This is a genomic window from Leptonema illini DSM 21528 (assembly GCF_000243335.1).
Classification (GTDB): Bacteria; Spirochaetota; Leptospiria; order Leptospirales; family Leptonemataceae; genus Leptonema; species Leptonema illini.
In genome coordinates, this window is the sequence record NZ_JH597773.1 from 609,108 (window position 1) to 626,509 (window position 17,402).

At 53.4% G+C, this 17,402-nt stretch carries 15 protein-coding genes; 4 read left to right on the plus strand and 11 right to left on the minus strand.

From position 1 onward, the window contains the following. Positions 1 to 63: 63 nt before the first annotated feature. The 3 genes from speD to LEPIL_RS02790 all read left to right on the plus strand — a co-directional run bounded on the left by speD (position 64) and on the right by LEPIL_RS02790 (position 2,590). Positions 64 to 495, plus strand: a complete 432-nt coding sequence (gene speD, locus LEPIL_RS02775) for an adenosylmethionine decarboxylase (protein ID WP_002769720.1) — start codon at positions 64 to 66, stop codon at positions 493 to 495. Continuing rightward, the gene (locus LEPIL_RS22795; protein ID WP_002769722.1) at positions 489 to 1,388 is read left to right on the plus strand and encodes an S-adenosylmethionine decarboxylase; all 900 of its coding nucleotides are present in this window, start codon (positions 489 to 491) and stop codon (positions 1,386 to 1,388) included. The genes speD and LEPIL_RS22795 overlap by 7 nt, the downstream gene beginning before the upstream one ends. A gap of 134 nt (positions 1,389 to 1,522) precedes the next feature. Further along, positions 1,523 to 2,590, plus strand: coding sequence for a 3-deoxy-D-arabino-heptulosonate 7-phosphate synthase (locus tag LEPIL_RS02790; RefSeq protein WP_002769724.1), 1,068 nt, complete (start codon positions 1,523 to 1,525; stop codon positions 2,588 to 2,590). Positions 2,591 to 2,731: 141 nt separating this feature from the next. Here LEPIL_RS02790 and LEPIL_RS02795 read toward each other — a convergent pair whose 3' ends face one another. Together LEPIL_RS02795 and LEPIL_RS02800 are read right to left on the minus strand one after the other, a co-directional pair. Beyond that, positions 2,732 to 5,329, minus strand: a complete 2,598-nt coding sequence (locus LEPIL_RS02795) for a putative PEP-binding protein (protein ID WP_002769726.1) — start codon at positions 5,327 to 5,329, stop codon at positions 2,732 to 2,734. A 93-nt stretch (positions 5,330 to 5,422) separates the two neighbouring features. Beyond that, positions 5,423 to 6,481: a sensor domain-containing diguanylate cyclase gene (locus LEPIL_RS02800; RefSeq protein WP_002769728.1), complete on the minus strand. Its 1,059-nt coding sequence runs from the start codon at positions 6,479 to 6,481 to the stop codon at positions 5,423 to 5,425. A 96-nt stretch (positions 6,482 to 6,577) separates the two neighbouring features. Here LEPIL_RS02800 and LEPIL_RS02805 point away from each other — a divergent pair, with 96 nt between their 5' ends. Further along, complete coding sequence (locus LEPIL_RS02805; RefSeq protein ID WP_002769730.1) at positions 6,578 to 6,883, plus strand: hypothetical protein; 306 nt, start codon at positions 6,578 to 6,580, stop codon at positions 6,881 to 6,883. Position 6,884: 1 nt separating this feature from the next. Here the strand turns inward: LEPIL_RS02805 and LEPIL_RS02810 are convergent, their stop codons facing one another. The 9 genes from LEPIL_RS02810 to LEPIL_RS02850 all read right to left on the minus strand — a co-directional run bounded on the left by LEPIL_RS02810 (position 6,885) and on the right by LEPIL_RS02850 (position 17,388). Beyond that, positions 6,885 to 7,283, minus strand: coding sequence for a hypothetical protein (locus LEPIL_RS02810; protein ID WP_002769732.1), 399 nt, complete (start codon positions 7,281 to 7,283; stop codon positions 6,885 to 6,887). A gap of 83 nt (positions 7,284 to 7,366) precedes the next feature. Continuing rightward, positions 7,367 to 9,619 carry a hypothetical protein gene (locus LEPIL_RS02815; RefSeq protein ID WP_002769734.1) on the minus strand — a complete coding sequence of 751 codons (2,253 nt, stop codon included), beginning with the start codon at positions 9,617 to 9,619 and terminating at the stop codon, positions 7,367 to 7,369. After that, on the minus strand, positions 9,603 to 10,733 hold the full coding sequence (locus LEPIL_RS02820) for a vWA domain-containing protein (RefSeq protein WP_040918219.1): 1,131 nt from the start codon (positions 10,731 to 10,733) through the stop codon (positions 9,603 to 9,605). The genes LEPIL_RS02815 and LEPIL_RS02820 overlap by 17 nt, the downstream gene beginning before the upstream one ends. A gap of 88 nt (positions 10,734 to 10,821) precedes the next feature. Further along, positions 10,822 to 11,541, minus strand: coding sequence for a hypothetical protein (locus LEPIL_RS02825; protein ID WP_002769738.1), 720 nt, complete (start codon positions 11,539 to 11,541; stop codon positions 10,822 to 10,824). Positions 11,542 to 11,549: 8 nt separating this feature from the next. After that, complete coding sequence (locus tag LEPIL_RS02830; protein WP_002769740.1) at positions 11,550 to 12,503, minus strand: hypothetical protein; 954 nt, start codon at positions 12,501 to 12,503, stop codon at positions 11,550 to 11,552. A gap of 98 nt (positions 12,504 to 12,601) precedes the next feature. Next, positions 12,602 to 14,641 (minus strand): cytoplasmic filament protein CfpA, encoded by a 2,040-nt coding sequence (cfpA, locus tag LEPIL_RS02835; protein ID WP_002769742.1) that lies wholly within the window; start codon positions 14,639 to 14,641, stop codon positions 12,602 to 12,604. 324 nt (positions 14,642 to 14,965) lie between these two features. Continuing rightward, on the minus strand, positions 14,966 to 15,172 hold the full coding sequence (locus LEPIL_RS02840) for a hypothetical protein (RefSeq protein ID WP_002769743.1): 207 nt from the start codon (positions 15,170 to 15,172) through the stop codon (positions 14,966 to 14,968). Further along, positions 15,169 to 16,353, minus strand: coding sequence for a M20 aminoacylase family protein (locus LEPIL_RS02845; protein WP_002769746.1), 1,185 nt, complete (start codon positions 16,351 to 16,353; stop codon positions 15,169 to 15,171). Before LEPIL_RS02845 ends, LEPIL_RS02840 begins: the two co-directional genes overlap by 4 nt. 132 nt (positions 16,354 to 16,485) lie before the next feature. Then, positions 16,486 to 17,388 carry an alpha/beta hydrolase gene (locus LEPIL_RS02850; RefSeq protein ID WP_040918221.1) on the minus strand — a complete coding sequence of 301 codons (903 nt, stop codon included), beginning with the start codon at positions 17,386 to 17,388 and terminating at the stop codon, positions 16,486 to 16,488. Positions 17,389 to 17,402: the final 14 nt, after the last annotated feature.

The window sequence follows — 17,402 nt, forward strand, 5'->3', positions numbered from 1 at the left end:
TACAGGAAAAAAAACGTATAGGTAACGTTCATTTTCAGTTCATAGCTGTAGGAGGCAAAATGAATGGAAGACCCTCTTGGCGAACACTATATCATCGAGCTCTATGATTGCAATAAGAGCGTTCTGAACGACCTCGATGTTATACAGGGCACACTGCTGAGCGCGGCTGAAAGAGCCGGAGCAACGATTATCGACAGCCGGTTTCACCGGTTCGCACCCCAGGGCGTATCAGGGGTCATAGTCATCGCCGAATCCCATCTCAGTATCCACACATGGCCGGAACTCGGTTATGCGGCACTGGATTTTTACACGTGCAACCATGATATGGATATAGAGAGTTCGATGAGAATGCTCACCGAAGCGTTTCAAGCTTCGGACTTCGTTGTGGAGTATATGCCAAGAGGCATCCTGAATCCTGCCCGTCGCAGAGAGCTCAGGCTGCAGGAAGTCAATTTTGACCATCTCAAACCTGTAACCGGAGGTGCAGCATGCTGAGAACCGCTACGAGCTCTTCCTACATCTCTCCGCTTGCGGAGGTGCGTGCCACAGGCAATATCGGCCGCGGCATGTTTGCTAAAGAGCATATTTCCAAAGACACCGTTGTCGTCGTTCGCGGCGGCAAGATCTACTCCGGCGCTGAACGCGAAGAGGCGTCTGACGATCTGCGCAGCTACATGATTCAGGTCGACGAAGATCTTTTCATGGGCCCGGAATCTCTCGACGCCGTCGAAGAGGCCGAATTCGTAAACCATTCGTGCGACCCGAATCTCGGCTTCCGCGGACAGGTTACGCTTGTGGCCATGCGCGACATCATGCCGGGCGAAGAGCTTACGGTAGACTACGCCATGTCCGAAGCGCGTCAGCAGAACTTTGCATGCGAATGTGGTTCTCGCCAGTGCCGCAGCATCGTTCGTGAAACGGACTATCTGCTTCCCGAGCTTCAGAAGCGCTATGACGGCTACTTCAGCCCGTACCTTGCGAAGAAAATGGATCTCAAGCCGCAGGATCTGGCGAAAAGCCTGGCCTTCGAAGAAACCGGCGCCTGGGGTCTTGTCACCGCTCTTGATCTGTCGGACTGCGATCACGACATCATGCGCGACCGTGACGCCATCTACGCCTATACGGTAGAGCTGTGCAAGCGCATCGGAGTGAATCGTTTCGGCGAGCCTATCATCGTGCACTTCGGCGCCGATGAGCGCGTTGCCGGCTATTCGCTCGTACAGCTGATTGAAACGTCGCTTGTTTCGGGACACTTCGCAAACCTGACGAATCGAATCTATCTCGATATCTTCAGCTGCGCCCATTATGATCCGACCGAAGTGATCGAGTTCTCGAAGAACTTCTTCAAGGCGGGCGGGCATAACGCGAAGGTTTACCTGAGACACTGATTTTCAATCGATCAACGACAGGCCTTCTTCAAACTAAAGGAAGTCGGCCCTGTCGCCGCAAACCCGCACACGACGTGCGGGTTTTTTTATTTACCCCCTTCCTTCGTTTTGTTTTTCTGAAAACGGAGCCTTTCATGATCATCCCAAGAGACCCCCATTTTACCGCCGACCAGCTCGCCGAAGTTCAGGCGATCGTACACGAATTCGGCTGCACCATCACGCCCATTCCCGGACAAACGCGAAGCGTGTACGCTATCAAAGGCGATGAGCGTCATGAACTGATGATCAACCGTCTGGAGGGCCTCTCTTACGTTTCAAAGGTCGAGACCATACAGTCTCCCTACAAGCTGATGGATATGAAGTCGGGCCTTGCCGGTCACCGTATTCAGATCGGCGGCAAGACGCTTGCACAGGAATTGTTCGTCTGTGCCGGGCAATGCACCATAGATCCGAAGAACCCCGCATTCTTCATCGAAACGGCGCATGCGGTAAAAGAAGCCGGTGCCGACGTTATCCGCGGCGGCGTCTGGAAGCCGCGCACAAGTCCCCACGCCTATCAGGGTAGCTCCGAGGCCATCCATATTCTCATGCGCGCAAGAGAAGAAACCGGGCTTCCCGTGAACACCGAGGTCATGGACGAAGATCAGCTGCGTATCGCTCTTGATGCCGGCGTCGATATGATACAGGTCGGCGCTCGCAATGCGCTTAACTATTCTCTTCTAAAGAAGATCGGCGAATTGACTCGCGAATCCGGCACTCCCGTTTTACTGAAACGCGGCATGCATATGGGCCCGATCGATGAGTTCATCTGTGCCGCCGAGTACATCGTCGCAAACGGGAACCCGAACGTTATGTTCTGCCCGCGCGGCACCCTGCCGAACCTTGACGGATATCGCAACCATCCCGACGAAAGCATTACGCCGCTGCTCAAACAGAAATCGTGGGCGCCCGTCGTCGTCGATCCTTCTCATTCGGTCGGCCGGGCCATCTACGTGCCTCATGCCGCCCTTTCCGCCGTATCGTATGGAGCCGACGGACTGGTCATCGAATCGCATGTCGATGCAAAGAAAGGGATCGGTGACGATCCGAAACAGGCTATTCACCCCGATGTACTGGCAAATCTTATAGCCGATGCTCGTGAGATCTACAGCCGGGCTCGACGCTACAGTCAGGCATATCTGGCGCAGCCAGCAACGGTATAGAAGCCACCTGAATATTCAGTGTAAGCGTTCGTAAATGCTACTGTTGAGATAAATCTCGGGGCGCCCGATTAACAACCGTTCCCGATCTAAAAAAAAGCCCGCCATACTCTGGCGGGCTTTTTCGGTTCCGATGCTCCGGGTTTACTGTGCCTTCGCCTTCTTCAGATTCAGTTGCGCCACGGCAAGCAGCGCAATCGGAATGTTATACGGCGACGTCGAAACATAGTCGAGCTCGGATTGCTCCATGCAGAACTCGATGTTCGACGGATCGGCGCCGTGCTCGCCGCAAAGCCCCAGCTTGAGGTCAGGCCGTGTGATGCGGCCGCGCTCTGCAGAGATGTAGATCAGCTCTTTTACGGAATCGCCGAGAACCTGGAACGGGTTGTTCGGAAGCAGGTCATACATCGTATAAGCCGGGAAGAAGGAGTTAATATCGTCACGGCTCAGACCGAACGTCGTCTGCGTCAGGTCGTTCGTTCCGTAACTGAAAAACTCCGCGTGCTGGGCAAGATCACCCGAGGCAAGCGCCGCTGCCGGCAGCTCCACCATCGTTCCGACCTTGTAGTTCAGCTGCACGCCTTCCTGATGGAAGATCTCGCGAGCGATATCGCGAATTCCCTTGATGTACTGTCCTTCGATCTGCTTGCCATTCTTCAAGAAGCGCAGCTCGCTCGGGTTCATCACGATAGGGATCATGATCTCAGGAACGATATCAACGCCTTCTTTCTTGAGGCGTGTGGCGGCCTCGAAAATCCCGCGCACCTGCATCTCATAGATCTCAGGATAGGTGATGGCGACGCGACATCCGCGGTGGCCGAGCATGGGATTGAACTCATGCAGACGCTCGATGCGCTCCTGAATCTCTGCCTTCTCGGGTTTGATGCCTTTGTTCTGCAGATACTCAAGATACTCGGTGAGCGCCTCATCGTTACGCGGTAAGAACTCATGCAGCGGCGCATCCAGCAGTCGGATGGTCACCGGATACGGAGCCATGATCTTGAAAAGATCATAGAAATCCCCTCGCTGCAGAGGTCGCAGGTCGTCGAGAACACGCACACGTTCGTCATACGAGCTTGACAGAATCATCTCGCGGAACCGCTGGATGCGATCCTCGGCGAAGAACATGTGCTCCGTGCGGCAAAGACCGATTCCGAACGCTCCCATTGTGCGGGCGACTTTCGCGTCACGACCGAGGTCGGCATTCGCTCTTACGACAAAATCGTCCTTAATAAAACGGCGCACGACTTCGATAAAATCGGTCAGACCGTTTGTATGGATGTCGGGGCTGATGAGCTTCGCCTTTCCTGTGTAGATCGTCGGATCACGATACACCGGCGCATCCATGGTCACATAGTCGCCTTCGTTAACACGAACACCATTATATTCGAAGAAGCGGTCGCCGATGCGAATGTCGGGATGTACGATGCTCACCTTGCCGAGCGATCGCGATACGACCGGAGCATGCGAGGAATATCCGCCCTCCGCCGAAATAACGCCCTGCCCGACTTCGATGGCCTTCACGTCCTCGGCATACGACGCAGTCACGACGAGAACCATACGCGTATCTTCGCCTTTCTGGATGGCGTCTCTATGCGCTTCCATGAGGCGGTCGGCATTAAAGAAAACACGACCTACGGCCGCTCCTGGAGCGCCGGTAATACCGCCGCGAATGGCAGGAATGCCGGCAAGCGACTCTTCATCAACGACGGAATGCAGGAGCGTGGCAAGCTGGCCGGGCGGGATCTGCTCGACGACCCAGTCATCCTTCACCGTGCCCTCTTTCATGAGATCAAGCAGCGTGCGAATATGAGCCTGTGTGGACTTCTTATCGACCTCGGTCTGATTGATGATCCACAGCTTCTTCTTCTCGACGATGAACTTAACTTCGCGCAGCTCGCGGAACTTGCGTTCAATCGAGCGACCGATCTGCTGCAACCGGTTCAGGTACTCTCCATCAAGGGCCAGGATATCCTGTCCCTGTCGATCCAGCGTATAACTGTTGAGAAGAAAGCTTCCCTGAAGCCTGTCTTCACCCGAGATAATATTCCGCGTATAGTACATCCCGACCGAGGAATCCTCGCCGAGATTCCCGAAGACCATTCCCTGCACAAGAAGTGCCGGCGGATCTTCGGCGTCCATTTCAGCATTGTAATAGCGTTTCGCCAGGTTTTTCAGAATCACGACGAACTGCTGGAACGGATCATCGGGAACGTTATCGCGCCCGACGAGCTGCACCATTTCCTGTGCGCACTTCTTCATTCCTTCGACGTCGTCGCTGTATCGGGCTATGATCTCGTCAAAACGCTCGTGCGCTATATCGAAGATCTTTGTTCCGATGGTGCGCAGCAGATAGCAGTATTCAAACCAGGCCGCCTTTTCGCCGATCAGCGTTGAGAAGCCTGGCATCGTCGTCGGTGAGAGGCCGACGTTAAACACTGTGGGGTAAAAAGGAAGACTCAGATTGGAGCTGACGACGATCTTGATGAGTAGCGGATTCGCCGCATCACCGAACTTACGACCGACGCCTTCTTCAATGCCGACAAGTCCTCGGCGCAGGGATTCAGAAAAATCTTTTGATGGCAGCTCGGGCGTAAGTCTGGAATCAATGACGAAGCCCGGCACAACCGGGATCTTCATTTCTGCCAGCTCAATGGCTCGTCGTCCGCGGCGACCGAGGCGCTCCATGTCTTCTTCGGCATAGGTCTCGCCTTTTTCGCTGAATGGATAAATTTCGGGCATACCAACTCCTTAATGATCGGGTCCGGTGGTTTTGTTCACAGGATACTTATCGCGATGTAAGATCAAGAAAACTTTCAAAAAACTGGATAAAAATTAATCCTTCTTTTCGTAGAGCGCCGAACAGTTCCGACCTCGGTCCTTGCACAGATAGAGAGCGTCATCGGCGTATTTTATCATCTCTTCGGAATTATTTATGACATCGTTATGATACGGAACGGACGTCACGCCAATCGATATGGTAATCGCCGCCTCTCTTCCGTCGATGGAGAAACGGTGTGCCTCGATGCTGGTGCGTATCTTTTCGGCGACAACCATGGCCCGTTCTTCTGTCGTATTGGGCATAAGCACGCAGAATTCTTCGCCCCCGTATCGACCGGCCATATCTTCTTCGCCTTCGTCACGCACGACGCGCAGAATCATTCCTGCAAGTTCAAGCAATGCACGATCGCCTCCCTGATGGCCGTATTCCGTGTTCACACGCTTGAAATGGTCGATATCAGACATAAGCAGCGCGAAAGGAGTTCCGAGGTTCCGATAACGTCGGAATTCCTCTTCAAGACGTGCGAGAAAATAATCCTTACGATAGAGCCCCGTCGCCTGATCGACGGTGGCCAGCTCATGCAGACGGGCGTTTTCGATCGCTATAGAGGCCTGATCAGCCATCACCTGTAAAATATGAAGGTCGTCCCGATCAAAGTTGCGGTTATCCGTTTTGTTGAGTACCTGAATCGTTCCCAGAATACGCTTCCTGAAAATCAACGGAACGCACATCATCGATCGTGTATGGAATCCCGACGACTGGTCGGCTTTGCGATAGAAGCGCGGATCGTTGGCGGCGTCTTCGACGAGCACAGGCTCCCCTTTTTCGGCGACCCAGCCGGCAATCCCCTCGCCGATTTTTAGGCGTATTTTTTTGACGGCGTCGCTTTTTTCACCCTGAACGGTGAAGAAATACAGCTCCTGAACGTCCTCGTCGACGAGCATCAACGACGACGCCTCGGCATCGGTCACATCGCGCGCCTTGGACATCAAACGTTCGAGAACGAGTTGCAGATCCAGGCTCGACGAAAGCGTCCGGTTCGCCTCAAGAACGAGGTAGAGCTTATCGATCTCCTGTTCAAGCCGATGAATTTTTTCTTCTGTATTTTCCAAACGATGCACTCCGCTCAAAATAGGGAACCGTAACCCGGCCCTCTGTCAAACAAGAAAAAGACTTCCCCTTCTTCGCGAACGTGAAGAATGGCACGTATGGAACCCTTTGGACCGGAACAGCTTCGTGAAATGATCGGAGGCCCTTCGCGCAACAGAGCCGAAGAATTCATGCATAAGGCCCGGGCCGGCCGGTCCCCTGATCCTCGCAGTCCGGCAGGGCCGCCCGCCGGCGCTCCGATAAACGAAGTGGGCGCCCACCATGACGGCGCCATCCGCAACCATCTTGCCGGGCTCGTGCGGGCATTCTTACAGAGCGGCGATAAAGCGAAACTGCGAGAGCTTCTTGTGGAGCATCGTAATTTCATCGACGGCATCTTGAATCTCCTCGATTCGCAGAAATAATTCAGGGGATAGCAAATCCCAATTCTCTTAACGAGGCCTGAACCGCCGCATATCTCTGCCTGGATTTTGGCGTAACAGCCAGCCGCTTGATGTCGTCAGCTCGCTGCAGGATTGCCTGTTTGATTTCGGGTTTCTTTTCGCCTGCATAAACGCCCTTCAACACGTCGACCTGCCGCTCCAGGATGCCAATGCGCGCCATATCGCGCCTGTACTCTTTCGCCGCAATGTCATAGATGTACTGCCCCGGCCCCACCTGTAAAAGACGGCCATCGGGCAGCACCAGCCGGTCCCCCGGAAGAACGAGATTCGGATCTTTTTCGGGCTGTTGCTCGGCAATCGGTGAAAAGCCGTTTTTTACGGCGAGCACGTTCGCATAGGCAAAGAGTTCGGCAGCCGTCACCTCGACTCCATCTTCGCCGGGAACCGGATGATCATTCTGCAGATCACCCGGTCTGGCCGGCGAGATAAGATCGGGATGGTCGCTTAAACCGCTATCTTCCCATTTTTTTTTACGTCGTTTGCGCTTCCTTCTACCAGCGACGGATCGAGCTGGCTCATTTCAGTGGATTTATCCGAACCGAAAAACCCGCTCACAGCTGAGAAGTCCACGCGACTCAATCCGAACCCGGCGGCCAGAAGAAGCCCGAGGCCCAAAAGGATCAAAGCGGCCTTACCCTGCATCGGTGTGCCCGGAACGGACGGACGCTTTCCCGCGAAGAAACGATCCTTGAGCCCTGCAAACCAATCCACCATTTCAGGAATGCGAAGGGTTTGAACGACGACCCGCAGCCAGTAAGGAAGCTTCATGTAAAAAGGAAGGCCCTCTCGAGCATTTACATCGACGGCTCCCAGCTGCAACGCTTCAAAAAGGTGCTGCAAGCGCTGTCTTTCTCGACCATGAAACAGTGCCTCTTCAAAGAGCTTCTCAATCATTTCAATGGCGGCACGGTCTTCGGCCGTTCCGACCTTATCGACGATCTTCTGCTGCGATTTCAGATACTTGCGGTATTCCTTTTCCATCTCGAGCACGCTATCAGGAGAAGGGGGGTACTCAATCTGAATGTGGAACTTTGGAGCCGCCTGATGAGCCAGCAATACGGTGTAAAGCCCGTTCATAACGATGATATCGAATCGCAGCGTTCCGGTGTAAGCGTCAAGATCGCCGATACGCAGTTTCGAGGCGTTGAATCTCGAAGCGACTTTTGCGGCCAGATCGATGACCGTACGATCTTCAACCGTGAGACGCGAAAGCGTTCGGTAAAGCGCATTCAGGATACCGGAAAGGTTAAGCAGCAGCACCGGATCGCGGGGGACACGCTGCGTCCGGATGATATAGAGGCTGTCGCGAATCGCCGTCAGATCGGTCGCCATAGCGATATTGCCGATGATATCGAGAATAGGGGCCTCAAACTCCGTGCCGGCAAGAACGGCTCGAGCGGCGTCGCTCCATTCATCGGTAGACAGAACCTGACGGAACTGATACTCACAGCCTGGAACGGCCGGATATTGCCCCTGCCCCAGGCTCAGTTTTTTCCACGCCTTTTCGGCGATCATACCGCGGCTGAGTAGCGTCGCCTGAGCGGCTCCCTCTTCTTTCAGCTGAGAGGCGTCGTCAACAACGGTCATCTCAAGGTCATAGGGGCCCTTTACAAAGTCAAAGGATCGAGAGGGCTTCGTTTTCAGGAATGGGAAGAGCACCTGCACCGGATGCTCGGCATCCTCTCGCGTACGGAACACAAATGCGCCATGAGACCTGGTGCGGCTTTCAAAGAATGATACCGTCCTGGCCAGCGGCAGCGCTCCGCCTTCAGAGAAGAACTTCGGCTGTGCAAAGTTAAAGATCCGCTTCACCAGGCCGAGTTTTTCAGAGTCAGGAGCCGAAATTCCGACAACGCGTCCCGTAACATCGGCACGACGCATGAGCTCGATGAGACCTGGTTGATATACCGAGCCCGAAATTCCCATCGAAACACGATCAGGATCAATGCCGATTTCAAAAAGACGATAGTGATATTCTGGAACGGGCTCGTTGAAAAGCAGTGATCCGTTAAAGTTCCAGAGAGCGGAGCAATGCTCTTCAGAGGCAAACGGTATAAAACCGAAGCCCTTTGAGGCCGGCTGCACGCTTTTCGCAAGCACCTTTGACATGAGAGCGTACTCGCGATCCATGCCCAGACGAGCGCGGAAGTAAGAGCCCGAATCAAGTACCTTGCTGCTGCCCACAGAAACCTGATAGTCTCCGGTGGCAAGATACGTGATCAGGCATTTGTTCTTCACATCTTCGCCGCGCTGCGGGGCCTGATAGACCTCGTATTTTACAGGCAGCTCAGTCGGCGCCTCGCCTTTTTTGCGATCCTGACCTTTCTCTCTGGCCTTCTCTCGATCCTCTTTCTCTTTCTGTTTGATGTAACCTTCGATATCGAAGTACCGGTTCAGCTGCGTCACACGCTCTTTGCTGCCAACGTAGGTCAGCTTTCCTGCGCCGAGATCGATGCCGGCGCGAAGCCAGGCATCTTCCACGCCGGTATTCCAGAGATGATTCTCGGGCAGTATGACATGTTCGATATAGGGAAGCAGATGAGCAGGAAGCTGAAAGCCCGCCCCGATCCTCGAGAACGGACGGACATCCTGTAAATGCAATCCCGTATAGATCAGAATCGTATCACGGTCGATCTGAAAGACTCGCTCCGTTCCCCGCAGTTCAAGGGGGTTGATTGTTTTATTTCTTTGTGCCATGGCTGTACTCGAATGTGTAGTTAGCTATCCGGAATCGATCACCTGATGAAATGAAGCCTCTTTTTTTCTGTACGAGGAATTCCATACGCTGTAAATCCTTTTTAGCGAATCCAAAAAGAAAGTCTTTACCCGATCTCTTCGCCTTCAGGCGGATCTGTGCCGGGAAGGCGCTGTCCTTGATGCGGATGACGGCACCCGCCTGCGAACCGATCGTCAGATCGTCCCTGCGAAATTTATGCAGATTGACCTCACGGGCCATCGACGGATGCTCTGTGGCCTCGTAAAAGGATAGGATGCCTTCCAGCGGTTTGATCGTTCGAAATGCGCGACGCAGAAGCAGCAGGAGCAGAAGTAGCGCCGCTGCGACACAACCCCAGACCCAGAGTGGCAGCGCCGTTGCCTTTGCCCATAGAGCCTGCCACCAGGGCGTTTCGGCGGGTGGGCGGGTCGCCTCTATGTCTTTCTTGACTTCGTCAAGACCTGCATCGGCGGCATCGGTGGGTTTCACGACTTTGACTTCAGTGGAAAGGTCCTTTAAATCTTCTTTCAGGCCCTCTTCGGCGGCAACGCTGGTTTTATCGCCGAGATGGACGTAAAAGATGTAAGGCTCCTGCACGGGAAGCTTCTCGGTCGCTTCATACTCTTTCAGCTCGACACGGTCCTTGCGCGATTTTCGGCCCGGACGCGGATCGTCGATTCCATCTGAAAGCACCACTATGTACTGCTTCGCCGACGAATTCGTCGAACGGGTGTTCTCTTTAAGATAAGCGATCAGCTGCTTGATGTCGGTATAAGCGCCCGAAGGCTTCAGATCAAGGATCGCTTTCTCCACCGTACGGCGATCCTCAGCGGATCGAATCGTATATTCGCCGATCGTCTGCGGTTTTTCATCGAATTGCAGAAGATGAATGCGGTCTCCTTGGCGTGCAGACTCAAGCAGAGCGGGCAACTTCTCTTTTACTCGCTTCATCGTTCCGCTCGCCATCGAACCGGACGTATCGATCACAAGATAAAAATCAGCCGGTGGAACGACTTCTTTCTCCTTCTCTTTAGCACAGGAGAGTGTCATTAAGCCGGCGAGCAGCACGCTCAGTATTGCGTAAGACTGTTTCACTGTATCCCTCCGGTGCTCCAGGTTGCGGGAGCTTTCTTTCTTCATATTTCAAGGACGACGGCAGAATACACTGCTCTTCGTAATCCTCTCAATACTCTCTGTATTCTTTCTGCATCTTCACGTACGACCGCGGATCAAAACCAAGGCTTCCATCGCGGTCGAGGTATTCGAGCATCAGTATATAAAACCACATCAATGTATCTTCGCCGGTTTCAATCCCGCGGTAGACTCCGCCGTTTTCCCAATCTTTAAGAATCAACCCCTGATCCATGACGACGATCATGTCCGTTTCGCGAGTGATCGGAATATCCTTCTCACGCGACGCGTCTTCAAGAGCGACTCTGTGCGACAGAAGCGGTATGGACGATTTGTAGCTGAAAAGCACGGAATAAACGGGAACGATTGCATTCTCGTCGAGTTCACGATCAGCCGCATACATCGTCTTTACGGCCTCGGTAAGCGCCGCATGATTCAAAACCTGCGCCGTGTTGAGATCGGTTTCAATGGTGATGAAGCTGTGCAGTTGATCGGCGAGCACATACCCGCCCGTCATTTCGAAAAACTTTTTGCACCATTTTTTGAAGATCAAAAGATCGCAGCTTTTATTGAGCAGATGTTTGCGGTTTCGAATTTTTCCGACCGCATACGAGAACCCGCCGGGCAGATGATCTTTGAAGAAATCATACAGCTCTTTGTAGACCCGAACATCTTTCTGCTTCGAAGGCAGCTGCACCCCCCGCTTCTCCAGACGCTCGTGCAGCGCTCCCTGCAGCTGGCGGGATTGATCCAGAAAATAATCCGCGAACATTGTGCCTCTCAGAACAGGTTAAGGATTTTGTTGATATCCTTTTTAAGAAAGGCCTCAAATCTCGGTGAGGCCCCTTCGTAGAGATATCTCTGCAGTCGAGATACGCCCTTAATGTCGGACCCGGCAACCTGAAACATGATCACTCCGCCATGCTTCACCTTTCCCCATTTGAAGAGGGAGTTCAAATCTTGAATTAGCTCGCCTTCATGATACACGATCACGCGACAGTTCGGATACTTCGCATGATAGGCTTCAATAATATTCTTCCAGGCCTCTACGTTTCCATTATGGAAAAGCTCGTTCGAAACCTGTACGGAGTATTTCGGCGTCATCTGCGACGCACGTGACGGTGCTGCGGGCGCCGCCGGAGCAGCCGGTGCTGCAGGAGCCTGACTGACCGGGGCGGCAGGTGCAGCTGGGGCCACCGGAGCCGGCTTCGGAGCTTCAACCATTACAAAGGCAGCATCCTCGCCGACGGACTTACCCGAAAGGACGGAGAAGAAGGCATCCAGTCCTTTGCGCGCAACATCGTTGCCGCCGTTCTTAGCACGCGCATATACGACGACGAGTTCGTCACGCTTCAATTCGTGGACACGCTGCCAGTGTTCAGGCCGCGCCGGGTTCACAAGCTGAATGCCGAACGTTGGATGATAGTAGGCCGCTACAAGGTCAAGGGCGTTCCACTTCGAGAACTGCTCAGAAAGACTCGAAAAGGACGCTACGGTCTCGGGAAGATTCATGGAGCGATACGGAAGGGCCGCACGGCTTACCAGGATGATATTCAGAATTGCGGGTACCTGATCGGCGTTGAGCGAACCGGCATCAAGCATGCCGTTCAGGATATCGGCAAGGTTCTCTCCCTTCTCAAAACGGTCGACGATCGTCGTTGTGACGATCATATGCTTGAGTAGTCTGTTGTAGGCGACACGCTTTCCTGTGGCATGGAATATCTTGGCTTGCAACGTCTTGCTCCTGATTAGGTTTCGGGTATAAAAATGATAGCTTTTATGAACGAGATACGTTCATAAAAAAGGCCCGGCTGCCCGGGCCCCTCGGAATTTCAGAGCTCTTTCAGCCCCATATCTTTCAATTTGTCGTCGTAGGACTTCGGCGTCACATCAGCCGATCCCCTCACTCCGCTTTCCTGGCTTGATGCAGGCTCAGACGGAAGCGATGGTGGGCTGTATGGCTCCGGCGACGATGAAGATTCGACGGTCTGCGACGCATACTGCGTGCTGATCGCCTTATGGTGCGCATCTTCAGTGATCTCACCAAACGCCATCTCGGAATCATCACGTACGGTCGAACGACGACGCTTGAACGTTGCGAAGGCGGCATCAGCAAAGCCTTTAGATACGCCATGCAGGAACTCGTTCAGAACGTTCGCCATTCCCTTCATCATATACTGCTTGCGTTTGCTTGTGCTGATATCGACGTCCAGTACAAGGCCCGGCTGCAGGTGATGCGGGTTGATTTCGTAGATGAACTTGTTGAACTGCTGTTCGAGCAGGTTCAGACGCTCGTCGCAAACAACACGCTCTACGGGGTTCTGATAGCCATACATGGTCTGAAGGCGATCCTTCAGATGACGCAGACGCTGCGCTGTGTTACGAACCTCTACGGTGTAGGTACGGTTGTTTTTCTCGACGAAGGTGTTGATCTGATCACGGAAGCGCAGCTTGTCCCAGCGGATTTCGTCGGGGTCGCTCATCAGCTCGCCGCGGTCTTTCACCCAGCGCTTGGACATAATGTTGTTCGCCAGATCTTCGAAATCGAGAACGGTTTTCTTGAGACCGAAGAAAGACGATTTACGACGCTGATACAGTTCTTCAACGACGTCCCATACGGACTCGACTTCGCGTACGAAGGCTCCCATACGGGTATCATATACACGCTTCAGCTCACGAATCTGGGCCTGATCGAAGTAAACCAGACGGATTGCATAGCGTTCGTCGGGAAGCTGAGTTTCGTCCTCATCTTCGTATTCACGGATATAGCAATCGCGGGCGTTTTTCTTGTTATCACAGACCTGATAGCCGAGCTTCGACGTATCGAGAATGGATGTCAGCGTATTCACGGCCGTGTTAAAACCGCGGTTACGGATGTTTTCATCGTCGATGATCGCCTTGATCTGCTCGCGCATGTTCAAAGGATCGTAATCATCCTGATCGATTTCAGCGCGCAGTCCTTCGATTTTGTCGATGAACTTCTTCGCCAGGATCGAATAACGGCGCGAATTCGGATCGGAGTTGTTGTCGTCGGTGAAACGATCGACAGCCTTGATCTTCTCGAACATGATCTCGCCGTCGGTGAGTTCGGCGCGACCGGAGTCGATGATCTCTTCTTTCAACTTCTCGATCTCCCGCTCGATCAGCTCCTGGATATGGTTGGCCAGCGTGTCTTTCAACAGAAATTCAACAGTCGTCTGATAGTGGAAGATCGGCGAAATCAGCTCGGAATCCAGTATGTTGATGGAAAGCTTGATGTCGGTTACGGTTTTCGGCTTGTACAGGTTATCTTTGAACACGCACTTAACGATGGAGTAGGCGTTTTCACCACGAACGAAGGCACCAACGTCGGTTTTCTGACGCAGGATGGAGTTCGTTTCGTTTTCGAGGTCGTTCATACCGCGCTGAATATGGCCCTGAAGGTGACCGTACATGTTCACCATGGACTTTTCAACTTCACCGGTATTAAACTTGTCGGCACCGGCCAGCTTATCGAGGATCTCGACGATTTCACGCGGAGTATATCGAGCAAGAGCGCGGAGTTCTTCTTTGTCGATGAAGTCCCGAACCTTCTTCACCATCTCGTCTTCAACCGTAACTGTGTAACGGTTGAACATGTTCACATAGGCCTGGTTGATGTAATTGTAGATCTTATCCTCGATCGAGGCCATGATATCTACGTCTTTTACTACTTCAGGGGGAAGCTTTGTCTGAATAAAATTTTTGACACGATTGCTCGTATCATCGATAATCTTTTTCGATTCCTGAATTTTATTCCGACCTTCCCAGACGAGCGACGTGCGGGAAGCCACAGCACTGGGAATAATGGGATCCACCTTGTTAGGACTTTTGGGAAATTGACCCATCGCCATACGATTCCTCCGATTCTTACCTTATCTCTATTCTACTGATCTTCTGCCGTTTTTACTGGTCTGCTTGATTACTTCTGATGTTAGTATTTCAGATGCCCGTCGGGCGGATGTTTCAAGCGTATTCCGATTCCCTTACATTCCTGAGGTCTCGTTTTCCAGTTCAATCTGCCTCAGCGCCTCTCGTTCCCCCGACCGGCCATTTGCTTTCGCGTAACGCCTGTCGTTCGGTTGGAGAGTTGCATCAACAAATCACTTTTAATGTCGTATATTAAACCACTGCAATTTTCCCTGCAAGAAAAAAAAATACGTTTTTGCAGAAAAAGCCTAATCGCGAAATCGATAGCCGGCTCTCTTTAACATCTGCCGCTCGCCCTCGCTGATCTGCTCGAAATCCACTCCCTGCTTAATACATTCAAGCGGGCTCATGTATCCCATCTCATCGACATAAAGCCCTGGCATGCCCTTCTCTACGCGAATCTGCGCCTTCAACTTCCGATAACCATACATAATCGAGTGCATTTTCACAATCATACCGACATCCGTCGAAAAAAATCCCGCGAGAGAGCCGTCCAGAAGCCTATTCCGGTTTTCAGAAGGCTATCATTGAAGTCATAATTCGGATTATGAAGCGTGCACCCTCCTGCTTTCGGACCGTTGCCAAGCCAGACATACGAACCGGGCACCTTTTCCAGAAAGCAGGAAAAATCTTCGCTGCCGGTATCGGCCACGACGGGAAAGACCACGTTCTCTTCTCCAACCAGGGCAACGGCCACGTCTCTGGCAAAGAGAGTTTCCTGTTCGCTGTTCACCGTCGCCGGATATCCTTCGGTTACGGCGAAGTCTATGCGTACATCGTACGCACTTTCGATCCCCGTCGTGATATGTCGCGTTCGCGAAAGCAACGACTCACGTGTCGCGCGATCAAACGTTCGTAATGTTCCGCGAAGCGAAACGCTATCGGGAAGAATGTTGTAGGCCTCTCCGCCGTGAATCGAGGTCACCGAAAGAACGGCCGGCTCCATCGGGCTCTTTCGCGACTGCATGGAATGTAACGCCTGCACCAGGGCCGACGAGGCAAGGATCGTATCGGATCCGTTCTGAGGCATCGCCGCATGCGCTCCCGTTCCGCGGATCGTTATATCAAAGCGATCATAGGCGGCCATGATAGGGCCGATCTTTAATCCGAATACGCCTTCGCGCATGCCCGGCCAGTTATGCATGGCATAGATCGACTGTAATGGGAACCGATCGAGAAATCCTTCGTCAATCATGCGCCGCGCTCCGCCTTCGTTCTCTTCGGCGGGCTGGAATATAAAGCAGACTCTGCCGGATAACGGCGATTGCCCGTGCAGTTGCGAGAGAACGCGAGCGGCGCCAAGCAGCATTGCCATGTGGCCGTCATGTCCGCAGGCATGCATCCGCATTGGTATCTGCGAGCGATGCGCGAAGGTGTTATGCTCCTGCATCGGCAGGGCGTCGAGCTCGGCGCGAAGCCCGATCATGGGCCCGCCTTCACCGAGAACGGCGACGACACCCGTTCCGGCCAGACCTCTGTGAACTTGAAGATGTTCGTAGCTCTTGAGCGTTTCAGCCACATAGTCAGAGGTTTCGCGCTCTTCAAAGGCGATCTCGGGCCGCGAATGCAGACGATGCCTGTAAACGACGGCCTGCTCTGCGGCCCGCGAAACTAACTGCTGCCAGTCTTTTTCCATTCCAACAATCTCGATTTATAAACCGGTCGAATCCATCCGCGATCAAACAATCTTCCACGACTTCCTCCTTTTAGCAGGCTGCTTTTTCAGCAGCCTGTTAGAGGAGCCCCTTCCGGGTTTCTGGACAGGTTCTTAACCTGGAAACCGCTTCTTTAACCAGTTCCCGAAAGTCGCATACACCTGCTCGCGAGCAGGCCTGACTTCGTTGAGGATTTCATGATACAACCCCTCGAAGCCCTGATAGGTACGATCCTCAGACCCGAGGCCGTCATAAAACCGTCGGCCGGCGGCTACGCTGACAACCTGATCGCCAAGGCCCTGACAGAGAAGCACGGGCAATCGAATGCGACCGGCTTCGGCGATGGCCTTATCCTGCGCCTTCAGGATCTCTGTGAACCAGCGCGCCGTGGCAATCTTGAATATCTTCGGATCGCTTGCGTAGGCCTGTACCAGCTCTTTATCCGTGCTGATCAGCGCCGGATCAAGTCCTGACGGAATCGAAAGGCCGGGTATGATCTTTGACATAAAAGCGCCGAGCTTCTGCTTCCAGGCCGGCACCGGCATACCTACGCCCATAAAAGGCCCCGAGAATACGGCCGCTTCAACCGGACGAGAGAACTCTCCGCGTTCCAGATAGCGGGCCAGCACAAGGCCGCCCATAGAATGCGCCCCGAGAACAAGCGGCGCTGGAGCCATGCCTTTCGACCAGTCGACAAGAGCCGAAAGATCGGCCAGATACTCGTCGAAGCTGCGAATGAAGCCGCGCTTGCCTTCGGAGTCGCCGTGGCCGCGCAGGTCGAGAGCGACAAAGGAGTATTTGAGTCCGTTCAAATACCGGGCAAACTCATCATAACGGGTGCGATACTCTGCAAAACCGTGCACCCAGAGAACACAGGCTGACGGAGAGTCAACCTCCCATGCCGTGGCGCGAAGCTTCGTGCCGTCGGCGGATTTCAGATCAAAATGCCTTTCCCCCATAGGGATACGACGCTCGCGCAGATACCGATGCCAGTCTACCAGATTTTTCTCTTTCAACGACAGGACGGTAT

Coding starts and splice junctions, on each gene's coding strand:
- speD (WP_002769720.1), top strand. CDS start 64: ATGGAAGACCCTCTTGGCGAACACTATATCATCGAGCTCTATGATTGC.
- LEPIL_RS22795 (WP_002769722.1), top strand. CDS start 489: ATGCTGAGAACCGCTACGAGCTCTTCCTACATCTCTCCGCTTGCGGAG.
- LEPIL_RS02790 (WP_002769724.1), top strand. CDS start 1,523: ATGATCATCCCAAGAGACCCCCATTTTACCGCCGACCAGCTCGCCGAA.
- LEPIL_RS02795 (WP_002769726.1), bottom strand. CDS start 5,329: ATGCCCGAAATTTATCCATTCAGCGAAAAAGGCGAGACCTATGCCGAA.
- LEPIL_RS02805 (WP_002769730.1), top strand. CDS start 6,578: ATGGAACCCTTTGGACCGGAACAGCTTCGTGAAATGATCGGAGGCCCT.
- LEPIL_RS02815 (WP_002769734.1), bottom strand. CDS start 9,619: ATGGCACAAAGAAATAAAACAATCAACCCCCTTGAACTGCGGGGAACG.
- LEPIL_RS02825 (WP_002769738.1), bottom strand. CDS start 11,541: ATGTTCGCGGATTATTTTCTGGATCAATCCCGCCAGCTGCAGGGAGCG.
- cfpA (WP_002769742.1), bottom strand. CDS start 14,641: ATGGCGATGGGTCAATTTCCCAAAAGTCCTAACAAGGTGGATCCCATT.
- LEPIL_RS02840 (WP_002769743.1), bottom strand. CDS start 15,172: ATGATTGTGAAAATGCACTCGATTATGTATGGTTATCGGAAGTTGAAG.
- LEPIL_RS02845 (WP_002769746.1), bottom strand. CDS start 16,353: ATGGAAAAAGACTGGCAGCAGTTAGTTTCGCGGGCCGCAGAGCAGGCC.